We start from the raw sequence: 21,035 nt of genomic DNA, 5'->3' as shown, positions 1-21,035 counted from the left end.
TGCTGCTGGAGTTTTCGTCTCTCAGTCGCAAGGTGCTGCAGAAATGGCGATAGGCAGGAATAAAAACAAGCACTTAACGTGCGAGGAAATCATTGTTCGATATTGCCACAGCCTAAACTTCAGATAGCTGAGACGTCAGGCTGTGCGTGAAATGAAAGAAATGACGCCAGCAAACTCACGCCGACTGCGTGGCAGGAAGCTCACAGTAATAGCCGCGCTCAACCATCAGCTCGAGCAACTTGCGCACATTCTGGCGCGCCTGATGTTCGTGCTCCTGAAAGAAGACCGGCGAAAAGAAAAATGCCGGACGGGCCAACAGGCTCTGCCAGAAGCAGATCTGTCGTTCGAAAAACTCAGGGTCCGTCAGGAAAGGCTTTTCCTTACGGCACTTCATGGAGTCTTTAATGAAGGGATGCCAGGGCAATGCAAAGCTGGACAGGTCAATGTCCATAATCAGTGCCTGGTCGATATTGGCGGGCGATTCACGATGCGTTGTTGCCAGAATCAGCTCATACACATGCTGACGGAAAGCCTCATCCGCACCGGCTGTAAAATGCATGAAAAGCTCGGCGCTTTTCTGCTCATTGTCCCGCGCATCAAACTGGTAGACCGCATCATGAAACCAGAGGGCAAGCTCAATCGCGTCGGCGTTCTCAGCATGAGAGCGATAACGGTCCAGCCATAGCAGGCAATGCTTGATGTGACAGCCATTGTGATAATGGCGCCCCGTCTCTGCATACAGCCTCTCCAGTAGAGCAAAGGCTGCTTCTGCACTTGTTTCACCTGTTGCCAGGGTGCGTTCCCAAAGGGACAAAAAGCGTTCTTTGTTCATAAATAACCAGCCTGCGCTCAGGCGTGCATTTCCAATTGGTTATAGAGTTTCTCGTTGGTGTGGTGCGCCTCAACCAGCTTGTCGCTCAACTGCTTCAGTACATCCAGTGCCACATCAGGGTTAGACGTAATCAGCTGCAGGAAGATAGAACCTTCCATACACAGGGCAGCAACTTCGCCTTTGGCTCGCACCGTTGCGCTACGACGGCCCTTGGAAATCACGGCAATCTCACCAATGAGGGAGTTAGTGCCACGCACCACGGAAATGACCTCACCCATTTCAGTGGCAGCCATGATTTCGACCTCACCTTCAATAATGAGGTAAACCGAATCAGCCGGTTCATCAATAGCAAAGAGCTGCTCGCTGTCTTCGTACTTCATCAGGCGACTGGTGAAGGCAAGCAACTTAAGCTTTGACGTATCAAGCTTGGCCAGCATCGGTATTTTCCGAAGCAGCTCCACTTCCTGATGTATGTCCAACGTTTCCCCCCGCGACCTGCCATGAGTCTCAACACTGTCATGACAAGCAGCAAAATCTTGATCATCACCCGGTAACTGGTGAGTCAATCAGGCATTTCCTGCCTTATAACTCTAGTTCTGGGGTCAGTTTGCGCTGAATGAAACTCCGTGCCACCCAGCGTTGCAAATTCGTTACAGACTCGCACCCCGACTGATACAGGTCAAGATATGATCAGTCAGAACTGTCAAAGTCCTCTGCGACCGACAAAAAATCTGAAACTGCGCAGGCTTCCATCGCCAACCTTGCACTTTTATTGAGTACTTAGGTGACACCACTGGTCAGCCATGGCCCATAAAAAGCGGCAGTTTATTCTTTATCGGCAACAATCCCCGTTAAATAAGCACGCTCCTTTAGAAACATGCACTATAAATACCAGTAAAAGCAGAAGGCATTGCAACACTGTGTCGTAATCGGCACAGAAAACACTTCTGAGGTCATTACTCTGAGTGTGGAGAGCACAGAGGTTTTCTGCCAGCGCATTCAGCGCCACAGGACTGGCCTTTGGCGCCAATCTTGTGAAAGGAGCCGTTATAACAGCCGCAAAGAGCCTACCGGCCACTAATGACAGTTTGATAACGTCTCTGTGTCAGCGAAATGGTGTTTGGTCACAGAATGAGCGCTGAAGTAAGGGAAAGGATGATTTCCCTGACTATGGCCTCAACTGCAACATTTTGCTTTACTTCGGTTAGACAGAGATCCCAAGCAGGATAAGAACACAGCGTGAGGATGTACGGTGGCGAGTCAACCTGACTTTTCCAGGAAGCGCTTTCTGGTCATCGACGATCTGGTCGAAGCCAGATCCATGGTGCGCGAAACTCTGAAGGATGCCGGCGCAGTTAATGTCGATGTGGCCATGTCCGCCAATGCTGCGATGGAGTATTTGCGTACCCGTCGTTATGACCTGATTTTGTCTGACTACAACCTGGGTCGCGGCAAGGATGGTCAACAGATTCTGGAAGAAGCCCGCCTCAACGAGCTCATCCCCCATACCGCTGCATTTATCATGATCACTGCGGAAACCTCCCCGGAAATGGTCATGGGTGCGCTCGAATATCAGCCCGACGGCTACATCACCAAGCCCTTCACCCGCGCCGAACTTAAAAAACGTCTGCTGCGCATGATGACCCAGAAGGAACAGCTCAAGCCGCTGAACCTGCTGCTGGATGAGAAAGATCACCACGCAGCACTCGACTGCTGTGAAGCGATGCTGGAAACCCTGCCTGCCCTCTCCGGCAAACTGCTGCGCATTCGTGGCGAGCTGCTGATCGAGCTTCAGCAGTACGATGATGCCCGGCGCTTCTATGCGCTTCAGCTCAAAGAACGGCAAATGCCCTGGGCGCTTTATGGCCTGGCGCGCGCCTGTTTTTTTATGCAGGACTACGATAAAGCCAGTGAATACCTCGACAAGCTGATGCTGGATAACCAGTACTTTGTCCGGGCAGATGACCTGATGGCGAATGTGATGGAGCAACGTGGCAATCTGGCGGAAGCGGAAACCATCCTTATTAAAGCCATTGAGAAATCACCCAAAGCCGTACTTCGGCAAATGGCACTGGCGCGTATTGCCACCATGAATCAGCACTGGCCCATCGCCGAGCAGGCCAGTAAACGTGCCATTATTCTGGCGAACCATTCGGTGTACCGCACGGCAGACAATTACCTGACCTTTATTGATGCGGTGGTTCAGCAGGCGGAGTCCGGCGCACGCCCTGACCGCACAACACTGAATCAGGTTGATGAAGCACTTTCGACGCTCTCCAACGATTTTGATGAGGTACGCACGGATGACCGAACCCGTCTCAGTCAGCGTTACTACGCCCTCTTCCCTGAGCGACACGCCAAACCCGCTAAAGGTCAAGCCCATGCATAGTCCACTGGATGTCGGCATGTTAATGGCCAGCACGGTGCATGAAAGTAAAAACCGGCTGGTGCATTTGTTACAGGCCATCGAGAAGCTGCAAGTGCAGCTGGCCGACCGGGATGACCCGGTGCTCAAAGACGTTATCGCGTCCATGGATAAAGACGTCCGCAAGCTCAACCATGATCTGATGCGCATGCTGCAGCTCTACAGCATCAAGGCTGGCAAATACAGCCTGCAGCTCGACAGCCACAGCGTTGCAGAGTTTGTTGAAGATACGCTTGATCACTTTGATCAGCTCGCCAGCACCCGTGGGATAGCGCTGGAGTACAGCATTGATGAAGCTCAGGTCGCCTGGTTTGATCGCCATCTGCTGGAACAAGCACTCAGCACCGTGCTCTTCAACGCGCTGGACTTCACACGCAACTGGATCGGCATTGATACCTACCAGACACCCGGCTTTCTGGTGATTCGCGTCTGCGACAATGGCGCAGGTTTCAATGAAGCAACCCAGGCCGCCCCCAACAGCACCGGACTTGGCTTACGCTTTGCCGCCGCCAGTCTGGCGCAGCTGGAAAAAAGTGAACTCACCGGTGCACTTAAGGTCTTCAACCGCGAAGCCGGCGGCGCCTGTGTCGAGCTATGGATACCGGACTAAGCCGCTGAATCACGCCCTGCTGAGAAACAATCGCCCGATTCAAGGAGAGATTGCAGACCAACCTCCGTTTTACCCTGGTGATTTTCTGCACAATACTTGCACCTAATTTGAACTCGCAGTATGTTCAAAGCTTGTTCGTGCGATTAGCGCAGTGGTGGGCACATGATGGAAACTCTCCTGACCTTTCACGCAGAACCCAAGGCCATTCCTTTACTGGAACCTTTGATTCTCGACGTTCAATGCCACAGTGAAGACTGGTCACAGCAGCAGCTTCTGCTCTGCAGTCATGAACTGGATACCTATATCGACCTGCCACAACGAACCGACAAGGTTCATATCAAGCTGGAATCCCTCTACTCCGAACTGATGGAGCGCCATCTGGACTGCATCCGTGATGAGGACATGCCGCTGGGTTATGAAGCCGGAGTGGAGGTGCCGCGGCTGGTGGTGACTCTCTATCGACTGGCACCGGTACGCGCCTATTTATCCCGGCAGGAGCTGGATGCCCTGTGGCAGCAGTATTCTCCTGCAGAACCGTCGCTGCACTGACAGATCTCCTGCAGGCAGATGCTCACTGAGCAAGCGCTAAGGGCTGACATTTTTCAGCCCTTTTCTTTTGCCAGCCGCTCACCGGCATCACAGAAGCCAAAACTGTACTTCCTTGCGCAATACTTTTCCGTTTTTAGCATTGAGCATTTTTTGTGCAGCTTTTGTAGATTTCCAGACACAAAAACCGAGCCTGAGATAAAAACCAAGACGTTGGGCATGAGTTCATCGCCTGTTCTACCCTTTGCAGATAACGGCCCTTGGCTCGTCCCGGCAATAACGCAAGGTATCTCTATGAAAGCACTGTCATCGCTACCCGCTATTCTGGGTTTGACGGCCAGCCTGCTGTCAGCCTCCGCTCCTGCAGCGGACTCCTCCTTCGCCCCTGCTGTCCTTTTTGGCCTGGGTGGCAAGTTCGACAAATCCTTCAATGAATCCGTCTATAACGGCATGTCTCGCTTCACGGCAGACACCGGCGTGAAAGTGCAGGAGTTCGAACCTGCCAATGAAGCGCAGATTGAACAGGGACTTCGGCGCATGGCCAGCCGCGGCGCCAACCCGATCATTGCGGTGGGTTTTGATGAAGCCAATGCGCTGGAGAAAATTGCCCGGGAGTTTCCCAGACAACATTTCGCCATCGTCGATGCCGTCGTCGATCTGCCTAACGTGGAATCCATTGTCTTTAAGGAACAACAGGGCTCTTTTCTGGTCGGCGCACTTGCTGCCATGGCCAGCAAATCACAAAAGATCGGCTTTATCGGCGGCATGGATATCAGCCTGATTCGCCGGTTTGGCTGTGGCTACGCCCAGGGCGCACGCTTTATTAACCCTGACATTACCCTCTTTGAGAACATGACAGGCTCGACACCTGCCGCCTGGAATAACCCCGGCAAGGGGGCCGAGCTTGCCCGCAGCCAGTTTGACCGAGGCGCCGATGTTGTCTTTGCCGCCGCCGGTGGTACCGGGCTTGGGGTGTATCAGGCGGCTGCGGACGCTGGCAAATATGCCATCGGTGTCGACTCCAACCAGAACTACCTGCACCCCGGCACCATGCTGACCTCCATGGTAAAAAGTGTGGATGTGGCGACCTACAGCACCTTTGAGGAAGCGATGAAGGGCCAGTGGCACGCCGGTGTAAGAGAGCTGGGGCTGGCCAAAAACGGCGTTTCCTGGGCCGATGACAAGTACAACAAGCACCTTGTCACGGACCACATGCGTGACCAACTGAAGCGTATCGAGAAGGGCATTATTGATGGCTCAATTCAGGTGCATGACTACATGACCGACAGCCACTGCCCGCCACTGCCCTAGTGATCAGGTTAATCGCCCAGCGGAGCCACGCATGAATGCCACCAGCGCCTTGCTCGTTATTGATGTACAGAACTGCTTTATCCCGGGCGGGACGCAGGCCGTCCCTCAGGGAGATGAAGTGGTGCCGATCATCAATGTACTGGCCGGTCAGTTCGCCAATGTTATCCTGACTCAGGACTGGCACCCGGCCGCGCATACCTCCTTTGCCAGTTCACATCCCGGCAAAGCGCCCTTCGAGACGACAACCCTCCCCTATGGAGAACAGGTGCTATGGCCGGACCATGCGATTCAGGGTAGCCGTGATGCCGAGTTTCACCCCGATCTCAACATTCCCCATGCCCAGCTGATTCTGCGCAAGGGCTATCATCCCGGGATCGACAGCTACTCCGCGTTTCAGGAAGCCGATCGCAGCACCAACACGGGTCTTGCCGCCTATCTGCGCGCTCGCGGTATCACCACGCTTTATCTTGCCGGACTGGCGACGGACTTCTGCGTGCTGTGGAGCGCACTGGATGCCTGTGCGGCGGGCTTCGACACCATCGTGATGGCAGATGCCTGCTGGGGGATTGATCTTGAAGGCTCGCTTGCAGCGGCCTGGCTTTCGATGGAGGCCGCCGGTGTTCGGCGCATGACGCTGGATGACCTTCTGCAGGATGCCACCTGAGACCGCCCCAGACAGCATAAAAAAAACCCAGCTTCAGGTTCGGCCAAAGCTGGGATGAGAACGAATAGTTGAACGACCCTGGGCACGTGTTCGCGCCGCTAGCCACAGGTCCAACCGCAGTCACGATGCCCGTAAATCACTACGGTTTAATGACAACCGCCGTTTAGTCTGCGGCGTAACTCATGTATTTCAGCGCTTCAATGGCCGCCAGTCGCTCTTTCAGAACCTGCGTTACGCCTTCATAAGCATGGCTGCCCAAGGGTAAGCGCAAGGGCAGCGCCTCTGCCCGCTCCCCGAGATGCACCATGGTACTGGCGACTTTAACCGGGTCGACAAAGGTGCCGAAGGCTTCAAAGGTTGCCTCATCAAACATGCGACGAATCTCATGGGCCGCAGAGCCTGCGTATTCCGGCATGGCTTCGGCCACATCCCGACCTGCGCCAAAGTTGGTCATGGAGGCTCCCGGTTCAATCAGGCAGCATTCGATGCCAAACACCGCGACATCCTGCGCAAGGGCTTCGATAAAACCTTCGATTCCCCACTTGGAGGCGTGATACAGGCTGAAGGAGGGAAACGCACGCTGCCCGCCTTCGGAAGAGACTTGCAGCAGGCGGCCACGGCCTTGCTGGCGAAGATACGGCAGCACCGCGCGGATAAAGAGAATCGTGCCTTCAAGATTGGTCGCCAGCTGCTGGTGAATCTGCGTCGTTGTCAGCTCCTCGACCGCGCCAAAGGCGCCGTAGCCTGCGTTACTGACCACCACATCAATCTCTCCTGCCCAGCGAAAGGCGGCTTCGACGGCCGAATCCAGCGCAGCAAAATCTGTCAGATCCAGCGTCAGCGCCAGTAGTTGATCAGGATAACGCTGCTGCAGCGCCTGCAGCTTTTCCGGCTGGCGAAGGGTCGCCACCACACGGTCGCCCTTGGCGAGCAGCTGCTCGGTCATTAAACGGCCAAAGCCGGTTGAAGTGCCGGTGATCATCCAGGTACGGGACATAATCAAACTCCTGTGTGCCAGCCTTGGGCCAGCGGCGTGATGAGTGAGCCTTTACCCTAGCGATCTACCAATAACCAAACTATCCTCAACAATTTGCATGGGCTGATGAAAACTCATCACCAATAGCGAGACCCGATGGCCAATAGCACTCCCCGACTGACTGATCTGCAGACTTTTCTTTGTGTGGCGAATCATCTGAATTTTCGCCGTGCCGCCGAGGAGCTGGAGCAAACCCCATCGGCCGTCAGCCATGCCATGCGCGCGCTGGAGCAGCAACTGGGCGTGCGCCTGTTTCATCGCACCACCAGAAGCGTATCGCTTACGCAGGCAGGCACTTCTCTCTCGGCAGAGCTGCGGCCACTGCTGCACCATCTTCATGACACCCTCGATAACCTCAACAGCTACCGCGATGCACCGCAGGGATTGCTGCGCATCAATGGTCCGCAGTCCAGCCTGCAATGGCTGATCCGTCATATCGTACCGATGATGCAGCAGCGCTACCCTGCGATAGAGCTGGATCTGGTCGCCAACGGGCAGCTGGTCGATATCGTCGAGGAAGGCTTCGATGCCGGCATTCGCTTGCTGGAATTTATTCCCCAGGACATGGTGGCAGTGCCGATTTTCCCCAAAGTCCGCTTTATTACCGTGGCCTCCCCCGCCTATCTTGCGTCAATGGGGATGCCCACCACGCCTGAGGAACTGCATCAGCACCACTGCATTCGCAACCGATTACCGAGCGGCAAGCTCTATCACTGGGAGTTTGAAAAACAGGGCATTGAGCAGCGCATCGACGTGCCGGGCAGTTTAACCCTGAACGATATGACGCTGATGATTGAAGCGGCGCGCGCCGGAAGCGGTATCGCCTATGTACTGGAGCAGGAAGTGGAAGAGGATATTGCCGAAGGCAAGCTCGTCACAGTGCTGAATGACTGGAGCCCGATCATTGAGGGCATTTATCTGTATTACCCCGGACACCGGCAGGTGCCCAGGGCATTAAAGGCGTTTATTGAAGTGCTGAGAGAGTAATCAACCTATTGCTGCAGGTTTCAATTGGCTCAAGGCGTTTTATGCTTATGTCAGACATCCTGATCCGATAGCAATCCAGGACTATATTGGCATCAATAAAATTTCATTTTTAATGATAACTATCACGTTGGCATTTAACGTCGCCAATACGGGCCTAGATGAGAAAAATCGTTGCCTGTTATTTTCTCTGTTTCACGAAGTTGATCCGCTGCAAAGCTGCAATACATTGAGAATATTCTACATCTGTGATTGATGAAATATTTAATAAACTCGTTCCAAATGCTCGGATTATATTTTCTCACCACTGGTTTTATTTATTTTATTCAGAAGCCATTCGTAAATAAATTTCTTACCTCCTTCTAATTTATTTCTGACTTTGCGATATAAATCAGAGCAAAGCTGAATGGCTTTTTTACATACTCCCTAACCCGTTGGCATTTCCATGAAATATAATTAATAGCGCAAATTATGCTCAAGAATAGGCGCAAACTGATATAGAAGCCATGGGACGACGTAACTTGGAAATCCTTTCGCTCATACGTTAATGTAGAAAAAATAGCATGAAGACGAATCGACCAAGGGGTAGCGTTTAATTTTACTCTTCCCCAAACTATCTATTAAAATCAGCCTTCAAATACGTATTAATTATAAGAACAGCAAAAGGAATAGAAAATGTGGGACCTTTATATCATTGAATACGCCTGCTCACATGAGCCTTGGGGAGGTCTCGTGAATGGTATGGAACAGGAAGGCATGGTGGATTTGCCGTTTTCTTTCATCCTGGCCTGCCACGGTGAGCGGAAAATCCTGATCGATTCTGGTTTTATGCAAACGGGTTCCCGGAACGAATTTCCCTTAAAGTTTTCGGTGACGCAGTGGATTTCACCCATTCGAATGCTGGAACAAATAGGTATTGCGCCAGAAGATATTCAAGACATCGTGATTACTCATGCGCATTTTGATCACATGGGTGCGATTGGTGAGTTTCCTAATGCCCAGATACATATCCAAAAACGTGAGTTAATGTCATGGTACGAAGCTGCTGCTTTGCCAAAGCGGTTTTCTCATCTCACGAAAATCATCGATCCTGAAAATCTCAGACAAGTGCTAGATGCTTCTTTTGATCATAGAGTCTCGCTGATTGATGGCGACAAAGACAATATCCTGCCAGGAGTACATGTTCGCCTTGCTCCTGGGCACACACTTGGACATCAGTTTGTTATTGTGGAGAGCAGCGCTGGTCGTAAAGTAATTTCTGGCGATTGCATTTACACCCATCGACAACTATCAGGGCATAAACACGACGGTGTTTATGCCCCACTAAATAATGCAACAGGTAGTGTTTGGGATCAGTTGATTTCTATTGATCGCCTTAATGACGAATTACTTGGGGACAAAACCAACTTGATTATTCAGCATGACGTTGACCGCTGGAAAGAGTATCCCGTAGTAGCTGAATTGGAAGGATACAGAGTCGTGAAAGTTGTCTAGTTTAGCTACGCTGTAGGGCCTGCGCTTTACTCGAATGCGTCGAGTTTCAGGAAACTTCTTACTGTCTATAAAGAGTCCTCGTCATCAAGCTCCGCACTTGGCCCTCTCTCAAGAAACGTTGTCAGGGCGATATAGCTGCGGGTGCCGGTAAAGCCTTCGATGCTGTGGATTTTCTCCAGTACATCTTCCAGTGCCTGGGTATCGCGGGTGCGGACTTTAAGCAGCATGGCGCTGTCGCCGGTGACAGAGTGAATCTCCTCGATTTCAGGCAAGGCTTTGAGCTCGAGCAGGGCGCGGGTCACTTTCCAGCTGGTGGTGTCGACATGCACAAAGGCGAGGAGCGGACGTCCCACTTTGGCACCATCAATGCGGGCAATCGTATCCTTGATCACACCTTCGGCACGCAGGCGCTTGGCCCGTTCATGCACGGCGGGCGGTGAAAGGTGTAGCTGGCGCCCCAGCTCGGCGTAGCTTTGGGTCGCATCATCGGCCAGCAGGCCTAATAGTTTTCGGTCGGTCGCATCCAGTGCGGCCTCTTTACCGGAGCGCTGCCGAATGTTTTTCGTTTTTTCGGTCATAAGCCTTTTCCCACTTCACGTCACCGAATCAAATTCAGCAAAATAGCCATATTGGATAACACCATAAGGCGAAGAGGCCGCCGTTAACAGAACGAGATTGCAGTCATGGGCGCAGAAACCACCATTTGGCACGACAGCCATCTGTCGAGTGAACTACTGAGCGGGCATTTCCTCGACTTCAGCTACGACGTGCATTCCCACGACACCACCTGTTTTGCCCTGCTGACGCGCGGTGCCATCAAGATTCGGGTGCGAGGGGAAACCTTTGTGGTCCGCGCCGGGGAAATCTATGCGGCCCATGCAGATGAGCCCCACGCAGGCTGGCCCATTGATGAGCGCGGCTGGTCCCAGCGCACTCTCTATATCGACTGGCAACAGTTAATGAATACGCTGGATGAGGAGCAAACCCTCGCCTTTCTGCGCGAGCCGGTGATTCGCGACTCTCACACCTGCCAGCAGTTATTCCGGCTGCACCTGGCCTCAGAACAGGCTGCGCAGGCATCCGCCGAGGCCAGAACCCGTTTGGCACAGGACGAACTCTATCTGGGCTTTGCCCGCCAGATCCTCCTTCGCCATAGCCGGCAGGGCCAACTGTCATCGACCCGGGGCAAAGCCGCTGCCGCTGTTGAACGCGCTCGTCAGTATCTTGAGGAACGACTGGCCGACAACCTCGGACTGGATGACATCAGTGAGGTCGCAGGCTTGCCGCGCTATCAGTTGTATCGTCATTTTGAGAAGCAGCTGGGGATGACGCCTCACGCCTATCAGCGACAGGCGCGTATTCGTCAGGCGCGGCAGCTGCTCAAAGGCTCACTGACGCTGGCAGATATTGCCGCCAGCACAGGCTTTGCCGACCAGGCCCATATGACGCGCACCTTTCGAAGCACCCTGGGCGTCACGCCCGGCCATTACCGGCAGGCGCTGCAAGGCTAGTTATTGTTCTGCCACGGCACCGAAAAGCGGCAGGCCTTTTAGCAAACGGCTGATCGGGTTGCGCTTGCCCAGCACGACGATACCGACATAACGCAGCTCTGCTGCTGCGGTCTGATTTACGGCCTCGATAAAGTCAGGGTAAGACGTGGTTTGCTGACCCTGCTCGGGGAAGTCGACCACTTCAAAGCCTTTTTCCTGTGCCTGTGAACGCAACTGTTGCAGGCGGCTTTGCCCGGCGGTCAGTATCGGAATGCCAATAGGTATCAGCCCCAGATGCACGCCGCCGCTGGCATCGGCGTAGTTATCGCCCTTCAGTTCCGGCCACTGGGCGCCCATGCTGAGGGCCATGACGGCCGCGGCATTGGCGGCCTTGCCGGTGGGTAGCGCCTGATCAAGAATAATGACACAGCGCTCAGGCAGTTCGGCGCTTTGGCGGATAAAGTCAGGACTGGCAGTTTTCATGGATTCTCCCGGTAGCACGATAAAAGCGTTCGGGCAGTGTCCCTGAAACAGGCTTTTAAGGATTGAGCGCGATTGCCCGCCTGCCGCTGCAACCCGCTTCAAGACAATTCACCACTGGGCAGTTTTCGGCCCTTGGCGTATGCTGCTGTTTTCGGGCAACCGCTCGAAAAAGCACCTGATGATCACCCCTGTTTCACGGAGCACAGACCATGCTGGGAATCGTGAGTTTGCCCCTCTTTTTGGGCGCCGTATTTGTCCTGAATGTGACCCCCGGCCCGGACTCGGCCTTTATCGTGGGTCGCAGTGTCAGTCAGGGACGCATGGCTGGCGTACTCTCGGCACTGGGCATCAACTGCGGCTGTACGATTCATGTAATGGCCACGGCCTTTGGCCTGAGTGCGCTGCTGGCGGCTTCCCCCAGCATTTTCCTTGGCATCAAGATTCTGGGAGCGATGTACCTGATTTATCTGGGCGTGATGATTCTTCGTCAAACCCTCAAGGCACGAGCGGCCTCCGCCAGCAATGAGCCGCTGCCGCCATCCCGGCCCATGAGTAACCGCCGCCTCTTTACCCAGGGCTTTATTACCAACCTGCTGAACCCGAAGGTCATTTTGTTCTTCCTGTCCTTCTTCCCGCAGTTTGTCTCTGCCGGCAGCGAGCACACCACGCTGGCGTTTCTGGCCCTCGGCGCCATTTTCATTGCCATGAGCCTGATCTGGACGGTCTTTCTGGCGCTGGTGGCAGGTAGCCTGTCGAAGAAAGTCGCGGGTAATGACCAGCTCAAACGCTGGGTCGACCGCATGGTCGGCATGGCCTTTATCGGCCTTGGCATCAAGCTCGCTTCTTAACCATCCTCTATGCCCTCAAGGCCCCGCACGTCGGGGCCTTTTTGTTGCTGCCATCACTCCAGCGTCCCTTCCCTGAGCTTTTGAATCTTATTGCAGCAAGCCTGCTGCAACGCCCCTCAATACCCTCGATGGCGCGCGCCTCATACTGCTGACTTTTCCACCCAAAGGAGGAGTCTTACTCATGACATCTCACCCCGCATCCCCCGTTAGTCTCTTTGATACGACCTTACGCGATGGCGAGCAGACACCCGGCCTGAGAATGTCGCCTGCGCACAAGCTACGTATTGCCGAGCTACTGGAAAGGCTGGGTGTGGATGTGATTGAAGCGGGTTTTCCTGCCGCCAGCCCGGTGGAAATCGAAACACTCCAGGCGATAGGCACCCGCCTAAGGCGCACCACCCTCTGTGCTCTGGCGCGCGCCACTGCGAAGGATATTGAAGCGGCGGCGAAGGCGCTGGAAACGGCGCAGAAACCACGTCTGCATACCTTTATCGCGACCAGCCCGCTGCACCGCCAGCACAAGCTTCGGCTGGATAAAACCCAGGTCATCGAGCGCGCCGTGCAGGCAGTCACATTGGCACGACGCTACTGCGATGAGGTGCAATTCTCTGCGGAGGATGCTTTTCGCACGGAGCCGGAATTTCTGGCGGAGGTATTACAGGCGGCAGTCGATGCCGGTGCCACCATTCTTAATGTGCCGGACACCGTCGGCTACGCCCTGCCTCACGAAATCCGCCAGCGCTTCGCCCTGCTGCAGGAGGCGGTTATTCCACGCACTTCAACGCCGCTGATCTGGTCGGCGCATTGCCATGACGATCTTGGACTGGCGACCGCCAATTCACTGGCCGCCGTGCAGGGCGGTGCCCGTCAGGTGGAAGGCTGTGTGTTGGGTTTGGGAGAGCGGGCAGGTAATGCGGCGTTGGAGGAAATCATCATGGCGCTGGAAACGCGCCTGCCGGAATACCGGGCCGCCCATGCCCAGCCACCACAGATAGGCCCGGTCTGCCGTGATATTGCCGAACTGCTGGGGCTGGCAATTGCTCCGGGCAAGGCCATCGTCGGTGCCAATGCCTTCGCGCATGAGTCCGGCATTCATCAGGATGGCGTGCTGAAACATGCCAGCACGTATGAAGTGATTACGCCGGAGCGCGTAGGCTGGCAGCGCAGTACTGATCGTCTCCATCTTGGCAAGCTTTCCGGGCGTGCGGCGCTGTTTGCGACCCTGCAGCAACTCGGGATTACCGTGGCAGAGCAGCAGAAAACCGCCACCTTCGAGCGCTTTAAAGCGCTGGCCAGCGATGTGGATAGCAGCATTGATGAGGCCACCCTGCGCCAGTGGTTTGGCCAGGGCGGCTGATCGCTTCGGCGGCAAGTCAAAGGCATAGAGTAACAAGCCAGATAAAGCAAAAGGCGACGTCTAAACGGTGGTTGTCCGCTCCTGACGTCGCCTTTTTTATGGCTCTGGTTGCCTATCAGGCAGACAGCGCCTGCACCCAGGTTGAGATGGAATCGCCGCTGCCCAGCGTGGTCGTCAGACCGTTCACCATAAAGGTCGGCGAGACATGAATACCGTTCTGGCGGCCATATTTGGCGTGGCGCTTGATGGCCTTTTGCAGCGCGGGGTTGTCAAAGGCCTTGGCGAGTCTGACGCCGGAATAGTCCTCGATGCGCTGAATAATCTGCTGCGGCGTTGTGTCCATATTGGCGCCGCGACAGTGATCCTCAAACTCGAACTCCTCACGATGATCCGCCACCGCCTGCAGCACTTTTCTCGCCGCCTCACGGCCCTCCGGTAACGAGGCAGCCGCCAGAATGCAGCGCACAATCACACTGGAATACATATGCCAGGGCTGGGATTGCAGATGGATCGTCACGGTGACCTGATCCTCACCGGCCTCCGCCAGAAAGCTGTCCAGCTTGTTAAAGGCCTTGTTTGAGAAAGGACAGGTCGGCTCCAGAAACATCTCAAACGTCTGCTTGCCGGTGCCCCAAGTCAGGGGGGCCACGTGGATATCGCTCATGGTTACTCCTTGTGAATGTCACCAATGCCAGTGCTATTGGCGACCTTAACCAAGGATCGCAACCCGTCTACCCTAAAGTCTTCTGCTAACCAATAACCAGCGTTTCTCCAGGGCAATGTCACTCAGGCGGGCTGAGTCCGAGTCAGCATCCGTGGCAGATAAAAACCGAGGTAGCGCACCGCCACGTAGCTCACCACCAGTGTCGCGACGATCAGCTCAAGCTCTGCCAGCCATTGCACCTGCTCAACAATAGATGCACTGAAACCGGCACCGCTTAAGAGATGCGCGGTTTTAAACTGCGCCGTCGCACCAATCACCATCGGGAAGGTAAAGGCTGCATAACCGGGGCTGAAAGGCAGTCGCAGCAGTTTGATAAAGGCCAGATAAATCACCGCAGTCATCAGCACAGCAATGCCGAACAGCAGCGCCACCAGCACAGGATCAGGCTGATGTATCACCGTCAGATAACCCGCCAGCGACAGACTGGCCGGTGCCGCCAGAATGGCAATCGTGGGTTTGGCTGCATCCGGTACTTCATGGCTGAACATCAGCCGATAAAGCATCCACGGCAGCAAAATGGCGTAACTGATAATCCCCAGCCACAGCAGCCACTGAGACAGCCCAAGCCAGACACCACCGGGCGTCGCCACACAGGCGACAATAATACCCACAGGCGGTACGAACCAGCTCGGCACCATGTGATGCAGCTCAAAAGCACGGCTGCGGTGCCAGAGAAAAGTGGTCAGAAACGCCAGATGCAGCATCACCGCAAACAGCCAGAGCCCGGCGCCGAGGGCTGGCGCATGCAGGCCCAGTGCCCTGGAGACAACCATGGTCGCCATGGCAAAGGTCGGCACTACTGATCCCACCACCGGGTGGGCCAGATCATCCAGCAACAGGCGTGGTTGGCAGAGAAACTTCAGGGTCAGAATCAGCAGCAATACTGCCGCCAGCGCCGCTGCGCCACTTTGCATCCAGCCATGAAAATCACCGGCACTTTCCCAGCACCAGCCCAGCGACCCAATCCCCAGCGCCAGACCCGCCATGGGTGTGGGAGCTGTGGCAAAGAGGCGTAAGCGTTTCAGCGGTGTCATGGGAAGCTCCTGAGCAGCAGTTCAAATACCGTCACAGCAAGCATGGGCTGACCGTGACAACCACCATGCTACGCCGCCCAGGGCATACAGCATATCTAACTATCTTTTATGCTATGTTTAACTAAACTAAACACCTGACATTGGCTCGCCATGCTGCATATCACCGTACGTCAACTCGAAGCCTTCGCGGCCATTGCCCGCCACGGCAATCTCACCGCGGCCGCAGAAGCCCTTTCCCTAACCAAGGGCGCGCTGTCACAGGCATTACAACAACTGGAAAACCAGCTCGGCACACCGTTGTTTGACCGGGTGCACCCGCGCCTGCAGCTCAACAGTGAAGGGCAACAGTTGCAGCCCATGGTGGAGGATGCCCTGTCCCGTCTCACGGACATTGCCTATCGCTTCCATCCGGAGCGCGCCGCGCAGGGTGTGCTGCGCCTGGGCGCCAGCCAGACCATCGGTAACTACCTGCTGCCGGCCCTGCTGGCCAGACTGCAGCGCGAGGGGAATATTCGCCCCGATGTGCGCATTACCAACACGCATCAGCTGGGCGACCGACTGCTGAATTTCGAGCTGGACCTGGCCCTGATCGAAGGGGAGATTCGCCATCCGGACATTCATAGCCAGCACTGGCGGGAAGATGAAATGGTGGTGGTTGCTGCGCCGACACATGCGCTGGCGACGGCTACAACCCTCACTGTCAGGGACTTGAGCGGTCAGGCCTTTGTGCTGCGTGAACCGAACTCGGGCAGTCGCGAGCGCTTTGATCATGACCTGCTGCCCGGACTTGAACACTGCGGTCAGCTGCTGCAACTCAATACCCTGGAAGCGGTGATGCAGGCCATTGAGCAGGGACTGGGGCTGACGCTGATTTCAGAACTGGCCGTGGCTGATCGTCTTGCCAGCGGCCGACTTATCGCCCTACCCCTGACCCAGCGCTTTCCGCGAGAGCTCAGGCTGGCGTGGCATCGCAAGAAGTACCACACCCGCCTGATGCAACGCTTTATCGAGCTGTGTGAGCCTCAAACGTCAGCCACTACCGATACGTGAAACTTAACTCTCCAGCAAACGACGCTCAAACCCTTGCGTGGCGTTGACCTTGTCATTGCCGGAAGATATCAGCGGCACGCGGGCCTGTGGAATGTTCGCCAGCGCCATGGAGACCACGTTCAGGGCCAGTGCCAGGCAGTGGCTGGCGGTGAACTTCTCGCCTTCCATATGGAACTTGATGGAGTTCGGGCCGATGTACTCGGAGGTTTCCAGGTTCACACGCTGCTGCATGTTGGTTAAGTCCTTGGACTTCTCGGCCGCATTGATACTGCCGATCAGCGGAACGTATTCCCCGGAGGCGATCGCGTAGGACACCAGATAGCGGATAAAGAACGCCGCGGTGTTGTCCTTGCTTTCGTTGCGAAGCTTTAGGGCGCGGTCAGAGGTTTCCTCAGAAGGCGTCGAGGAAGAGGTCACGGAGGAGAGCTTGTCCTTCACCGCATCAAAAACGTTCAGCAGGTGCTCGTTCGGCACGTGAGAAAGCAGGAACCAGGCATTGGTTTTCATGATGGATGCGGCAAAGCCCAGTACCGGACTGGCGGCAGTGTCGTTGCCCGCGCCGTACTTGAGGCCCGCACCAATGGCGATACAACCTACAAACATGGCAAGACCGGCATAGAGGAACAACTGCTCGCCTTTGGACGCGCCGGGTGAGTAGCCTTTAATGCCGGAGAAGCCCAACCCCTGAATGTTTTCCTTAAGCCTGGCATTCTCGCCGTCGAGCTGTTCAGGATAACCCCGCAGGCGCTGCAGCAGCTGATCTGGCTCATTGGAGACGGTCGCCAGTGCCTGCTCGCTCACACCCGCCGTCATCAGCGCCTGAATATTCTCGGATTCCTTGTCCATCAGCGCAGACAGCTTGGCTGAGGCTTTGGTCAGGTGGAAGGCCGAGGATTCAAAGTCATAGAAGGCTTTTTTGTCGGTGAACTTGGTGCGCGCCAGCTGCTGCTCGTTATCTGCCGCGGGCTGACCTGCAGGTGCTGCGCCTTCTGCCTGCTCCTCACCCTCAGCGGCGGGAGCAGCTTCAATGGCCGCTGGCGTCTGACCCCGCTGGAACATCTCGGTGGCCGCCTCCATCAGACGGTTGTTCTTCACCCAGTTACCCATGGTGTGCAGCCATTGGTTATCCACCGCACCGGAGATTTTCTTCTGCACTTTCTCAGGCAACGCCATCACCAAAGAGGCTGACATCAGGGAGAAAATCGCCAGCGTCTCGTTCAGGTTCATTTTCTTGGAGCGCAGAATATCCAGACCATAGGAAGCGCCAAGATCAAGAGAGACCGACAGCAGCTTGAAGTAGGACATGCTGATCTTGTTCTTCGCGGCCAGATGCACGGCCTGCGTCATCAGCGGGTATTCGATGGAAGCAATACCCCAGCCGATCATGGCTTTGAAAAGGTCATTTTTCAGATCATCAATCTTGCCGCCACCGGCGGCGATGGGCGGTACAAACTGATGACCGTACCAGGCGGCGACTTTGAGCAGCGTGGCCGCGACCACCATGCCGAAGACGGTTTTCTTGGTGTTTTCGCTGGTCATTTTGTGGGTCAGCTGACCGAGGCTTGAGCGCATGGATTCAAACAGCGATTGCTTACCCTTGCCTTTATCGCTCTCCTCCAGCATGCCTTCGTGCTTGAGCAGCTCGACGATGGACTGGTGCATGGTTTCCATGCTGGTGATGTTGTTAATGCCATCCGACAGTTTTTGCTGCAGCTCATCCGGCAGGTTTTCCTTGCCGATAGCGTTTTGCAGCTGCTCCTTGACCTGATCAATCAGCTGTTTCATCTCCAGCTCATTGCGGATCATCGATTCCTTGTGCTGGCGATGCTCGGCACTTTCAGGCTCAGCGGCACCGGCCGCACCCTGGTGCTCATCGTGGTTAAACTCGGCCAGCTCGTGCTGTTCTGCCGGAGCATCCTCAATCGCCAGCGGCTCAGGTTGCTGCACCTGATTAAAGTGACTGACAGGAATCTGGGGGGAACCAATACGCATGTTTATTCCTTTAGTGTGTTCGGCATTCCGTTGCCATCAATGGCTTTGCCGAAAAAATGAAATCGCGCTCCGCACTCAGGAGTGCAGAGAGAAATAAGTAAAAAGGGGTCTAGACGCTGAACGTCGCCGACAACTGGGGAGGCGTGTCGAGTCGCTGAGAATGCTCAGAGAACACAACCTGCGCCAGGGCGGCATCGGGGTGATCAAGGTCAGGCTCAACGCCGGGATACTGAGATAGCGGATGCAACCGCTCACAAAACGCTGCGGACAAAGGGTACTCCTTGCCTCTTGGGCTATTATTTTTGTCGCTAAGAGTCAGCGTTCTACCTCACCGGAGGAGGGTTTAACGCTGGAAGTGCCCTTGAGTAACTTCTGGGCAGAAAAGTTCCGAACAGACTTCAAGAAAGCTCGGAATCTCCTTCCTGTGGCATGCATTTCCTTCTTTAAGGAAAACATAAACCCCGATGATTTTTCTGTCATCGGGGTTCTGTACATCAGAAAGCCGTTGCGGATCAGGAATTTAGCTCAACTGCGCAGGCTTACAGATCATGGCTGGCGTTAAATCAGCGCGCCGCCGCCTTCGAGATACACCACGCTACCGGTCATGTAGGGGTTCTGCATCATCGCCAACACCTGCAAAGCAATGTATTCCGGCTTGCCGACCATTTTCACCGGCAGACGCTCCGCCGCGCCATCAAACATGGCCTGACGGGAATCATCACGTTTGCCATCCAGCATCTCGGTTTCCACCAGACCCGGTGAAATACAGTTCACGCGAATCGGCGACAGCTCCAGCGCCAGACCTTTGGTCAGACCTTCCAGCGCGGCGTTGATCGCGCCTTGAATTGCTGCGCCAGCGCGAGGACGAATCGACAGATAACCGGACACCAGCGTGATCGACCCGCCTTCGGCGACACGTGCAGCACGGGCAACACGGTAGGCTCCCCAGAACTTGGATTCAAAGGACTCATAGGCTGCATCCAGCGGCAATGAAATCACCGGCGCCGCCGTGGTGCTCGCAGCAGAGACGAAGATGTGATCAAAGGGTTCGTGCTCGGCGAAAAACTTCTCGATGGCTTCGTTGTCGTGGGTATCAAGCACATAGGCATGGGCCGAGCCGCCCAGACGTGCCACGGCCTGATTGATACGCTCTGCCGAACGTGATGCGATGGTGACCTTGCCACCCGCAGCGCGTACTGCCTTGGCAATCCCAAAGCCGATCCCTGAGCTACCGCCCAGCACCAGTACCCGTTTGTCATTCAACGTCATTACCTAATCTCCTTTGGCAGCGGCGCTCTTACCGTCGTGATCATCGCGAAGGTAAAGGTGCCGATGGATTGTGCGCCATGCGCCGCTGTTGTACTGCAATAATCCTGATGCGTAAGGCTCAATACCCCGTGCCTCAGGCACTGGGGAACCAGCGAGTCTCGGTGGCGCCTTCATCGTACTGAAGGGGCGAGTCAAAGCGTTCAAACTCCACTAATAACCCCCAGGGCGTCAAGCCAAAACAGCCCATATTGCCCTCGCCCTCTTCCTGACCACCCAGTTCATAAGGACCTTCCAGCAACTGCCCACCGGCTTTCACAAAGGCATCGGTGGCGGTGTTGATGTCCTGCACATTCAGGCTGAAGTGGCTGATACCGATATCACTGATACCAATACTCTCCTTCTTGCCCGGATAATCGATTTCAAACAATTCGACATTCGCCCCATTGGCCAACCGCATCATGGTCACCGCCACCATCGCCGTGCCCGGACGCAGGCCATTTTTGGGGCCGACATCCTCAAAGGTCATGGGCGGGTCGTTCTTGGTCACCAGTGAAAATAACGGCGTGGCACCAAAGGCCTGTTCAAAGAAGGCCACGGCCTGCTCATGGTTGGGCACGGTAATGCCAATGTGCTCGATGCCTTTGATACCTCGATTGCCTTTACGCTCCGGACTGTTAGTAGTGGCTGCCGTCGACATGAAATCCTCCCTGAGTAACGTCAAGGCCTGGCCGTTGCGAATCAACGTGCCATGACAATTATCTTTGCCAATAACTCCCCGACGGCCTTATATCAACGCACTGCAACATAATGCACCGGAAACATTCCGTCCTGCCGACAGGAATGCCCGACACTCTACGACTTTTGCGGTCTTTTCCCGGCCGCGTCG

At 55.2% G+C, this 21,035-nt stretch carries 22 protein-coding genes; 11 read left to right on the top strand and 11 right to left on the bottom strand.

All coding sequences use genetic code 11. The features are described from left to right. Positions 1 to 175 precede the first annotated feature (175 nt). Positions 176 to 832, bottom strand: a complete 657-nt coding sequence (locus tag ACKC9G_RS12810; protein WP_411405954.1) for a hypothetical protein — start codon at positions 830 to 832, stop codon at positions 176 to 178. A gap of 17 nt (positions 833 to 849) precedes the next feature. Then, a complete protein-coding gene (locus ACKC9G_RS12805) occupies positions 850 to 1,269 on the bottom strand; it encodes a cyclic nucleotide-binding domain-containing protein (RefSeq protein WP_411405952.1) in 420 nt (139 codons plus the stop codon). Positions 1,270 to 2,084: 815 nt separating this feature from the next. On the opposite strand from ACKC9G_RS12805, the gene ACKC9G_RS12800 reads away from it, so the two are divergent. The 5 genes from ACKC9G_RS12800 to pncA all read left to right on the top strand — a co-directional run bounded on the left by ACKC9G_RS12800 (position 2,085) and on the right by pncA (position 6,388). Beyond that, positions 2,085 to 3,221 (top strand): response regulator, encoded by a 1,137-nt coding sequence (locus ACKC9G_RS12800; RefSeq protein WP_411405950.1) that lies wholly within the window; start codon positions 2,085 to 2,087, stop codon positions 3,219 to 3,221. Next, complete coding sequence (locus ACKC9G_RS12795) at positions 3,214 to 3,867, top strand: sensor histidine kinase (RefSeq protein ID WP_411405948.1); 654 nt, start codon at positions 3,214 to 3,216, stop codon at positions 3,865 to 3,867. The genes ACKC9G_RS12800 and ACKC9G_RS12795 overlap by 8 nt, the downstream gene beginning before the upstream one ends. A gap of 162 nt (positions 3,868 to 4,029) precedes the next feature. Continuing rightward, positions 4,030 to 4,416, top strand: a complete 387-nt coding sequence (locus ACKC9G_RS12790; protein ID WP_411405946.1) for a hypothetical protein — start codon at positions 4,030 to 4,032, stop codon at positions 4,414 to 4,416. 291 nt (positions 4,417 to 4,707) lie between these two features. Beyond that, entirely contained in the window at positions 4,708 to 5,724 is a 1,017-nt protein-coding gene (locus ACKC9G_RS12785; protein ID WP_411405944.1) for a BMP family lipoprotein, read from the top strand. A 31-nt stretch (positions 5,725 to 5,755) separates the two neighbouring features. Then, positions 5,756 to 6,388 carry a bifunctional nicotinamidase/pyrazinamidase gene (gene pncA, locus ACKC9G_RS12780; protein WP_411405942.1) on the top strand — a complete coding sequence of 211 codons (633 nt, stop codon included), beginning with the start codon at positions 5,756 to 5,758 and terminating at the stop codon, positions 6,386 to 6,388. A gap of 163 nt (positions 6,389 to 6,551) precedes the next feature. On the opposite strand, the gene ACKC9G_RS12775 is transcribed toward pncA, so the two are convergent. Beyond that, a complete protein-coding gene (locus tag ACKC9G_RS12775; RefSeq protein WP_411405940.1) occupies positions 6,552 to 7,385 on the bottom strand; it encodes an SDR family oxidoreductase in 834 nt (277 codons plus the stop codon). A 135-nt stretch (positions 7,386 to 7,520) separates the two neighbouring features. On the opposite strand from ACKC9G_RS12775, the gene ACKC9G_RS12770 reads away from it, so the two are divergent. Both ACKC9G_RS12770 and ACKC9G_RS12765 read left to right on the top strand, forming a co-directional pair. Next, positions 7,521 to 8,411: a LysR family transcriptional regulator gene (locus tag ACKC9G_RS12770; RefSeq protein ID WP_411405938.1), complete on the top strand. Its 891-nt coding sequence runs from the start codon at positions 7,521 to 7,523 to the stop codon at positions 8,409 to 8,411. 672 nt (positions 8,412 to 9,083) lie between these two features. Continuing rightward, positions 9,084 to 9,902 carry an N-acyl homoserine lactonase family protein gene (locus ACKC9G_RS12765; protein WP_411405936.1) on the top strand — a complete coding sequence of 273 codons (819 nt, stop codon included), beginning with the start codon at positions 9,084 to 9,086 and terminating at the stop codon, positions 9,900 to 9,902. 65 nt (positions 9,903 to 9,967) lie between these two features. Here the strand turns inward: ACKC9G_RS12765 and ACKC9G_RS12760 are convergent, their stop codons facing one another. Then, entirely contained in the window at positions 9,968 to 10,480 is a 513-nt protein-coding gene (locus ACKC9G_RS12760) for an Lrp/AsnC family transcriptional regulator (protein WP_411405934.1), read from the bottom strand. Positions 10,481 to 10,585: 105 nt separating this feature from the next. Between ACKC9G_RS12760 and ACKC9G_RS12755 the strand changes: the two genes are divergently transcribed. Continuing rightward, the gene (locus tag ACKC9G_RS12755) at positions 10,586 to 11,413 is read left to right on the top strand and encodes a helix-turn-helix domain-containing protein (protein WP_411405932.1); all 828 of its coding nucleotides are present in this window, start codon (positions 10,586 to 10,588) and stop codon (positions 11,411 to 11,413) included. On the opposite strand, the gene ACKC9G_RS12750 is transcribed toward ACKC9G_RS12755, so the two are convergent. Then, positions 11,414 to 11,875 carry a DUF2000 domain-containing protein gene (locus ACKC9G_RS12750; RefSeq protein WP_411405930.1) on the bottom strand — a complete coding sequence of 154 codons (462 nt, stop codon included), beginning with the start codon at positions 11,873 to 11,875 and terminating at the stop codon, positions 11,414 to 11,416. 209 nt (positions 11,876 to 12,084) lie between these two features. Between ACKC9G_RS12750 and ACKC9G_RS12745 the strand changes: the two genes are divergently transcribed. Next, positions 12,085 to 12,723 (top strand): LysE family translocator, encoded by a 639-nt coding sequence (locus ACKC9G_RS12745; protein WP_411405928.1) that lies wholly within the window; start codon positions 12,085 to 12,087, stop codon positions 12,721 to 12,723. 181 nt (positions 12,724 to 12,904) lie between these two features. Beyond that, a complete protein-coding gene (locus ACKC9G_RS12740) occupies positions 12,905 to 14,080 on the top strand; it encodes a 2-isopropylmalate synthase (RefSeq protein ID WP_411405926.1) in 1,176 nt (391 codons plus the stop codon). 115 nt (positions 14,081 to 14,195) lie between these two features. Here the strand turns inward: ACKC9G_RS12740 and ACKC9G_RS12735 are convergent, their stop codons facing one another. Further along, positions 14,196 to 14,744 (bottom strand): DsbA family protein, encoded by a 549-nt coding sequence (locus ACKC9G_RS12735; protein ID WP_411405924.1) that lies wholly within the window; start codon positions 14,742 to 14,744, stop codon positions 14,196 to 14,198. A 122-nt stretch (positions 14,745 to 14,866) separates the two neighbouring features. Then, positions 14,867 to 15,838: a TDT family transporter gene (locus ACKC9G_RS12730; protein WP_411405922.1), complete on the bottom strand. Its 972-nt coding sequence runs from the start codon at positions 15,836 to 15,838 to the stop codon at positions 14,867 to 14,869. Between the two features lie 150 nt (positions 15,839 to 15,988). Here ACKC9G_RS12730 and ACKC9G_RS12725 point away from each other — a divergent pair, with 150 nt between their 5' ends. Beyond that, positions 15,989 to 16,888, top strand: coding sequence for a LysR family transcriptional regulator (locus ACKC9G_RS12725; protein WP_411405920.1), 900 nt, complete (start codon positions 15,989 to 15,991; stop codon positions 16,886 to 16,888). 3 nt (positions 16,889 to 16,891) lie between these two features. Here the strand turns inward: ACKC9G_RS12725 and ACKC9G_RS12720 are convergent, their stop codons facing one another. From ACKC9G_RS12720 to ACKC9G_RS12705, 4 genes are all read right to left on the bottom strand, one after another. Next, positions 16,892 to 18,880, bottom strand: coding sequence for a hypothetical protein (locus ACKC9G_RS12720; RefSeq protein WP_411405918.1), 1,989 nt, complete (start codon positions 18,878 to 18,880; stop codon positions 16,892 to 16,894). Between the two features lie 109 nt (positions 18,881 to 18,989). After that, positions 18,990 to 19,151 carry a hypothetical protein gene (locus ACKC9G_RS12715; RefSeq protein WP_411405916.1) on the bottom strand — a complete coding sequence of 54 codons (162 nt, stop codon included), beginning with the start codon at positions 19,149 to 19,151 and terminating at the stop codon, positions 18,990 to 18,992. Between the two features lie 287 nt (positions 19,152 to 19,438). After that, entirely contained in the window at positions 19,439 to 20,149 is a 711-nt protein-coding gene (locus ACKC9G_RS12710) for an SDR family oxidoreductase (RefSeq protein WP_411405914.1), read from the bottom strand. Positions 20,150 to 20,282: 133 nt separating this feature from the next. Continuing rightward, a complete protein-coding gene (locus tag ACKC9G_RS12705; RefSeq protein WP_411405912.1) occupies positions 20,283 to 20,846 on the bottom strand; it encodes a VOC family protein in 564 nt (187 codons plus the stop codon). Positions 20,847 to 21,035 lie beyond the last annotated feature (189 nt).

This window comes from Pokkaliibacter sp. CJK22405, from assembly GCF_046614695.1.
GTDB lineage: Bacteria > Pseudomonadota > Gammaproteobacteria > Pseudomonadales > Balneatricaceae > Pokkaliibacter.
Note: the sequence above shows the minus strand (reverse complement) of the source record. Positions and strands in the feature narration are given on the sequence as shown.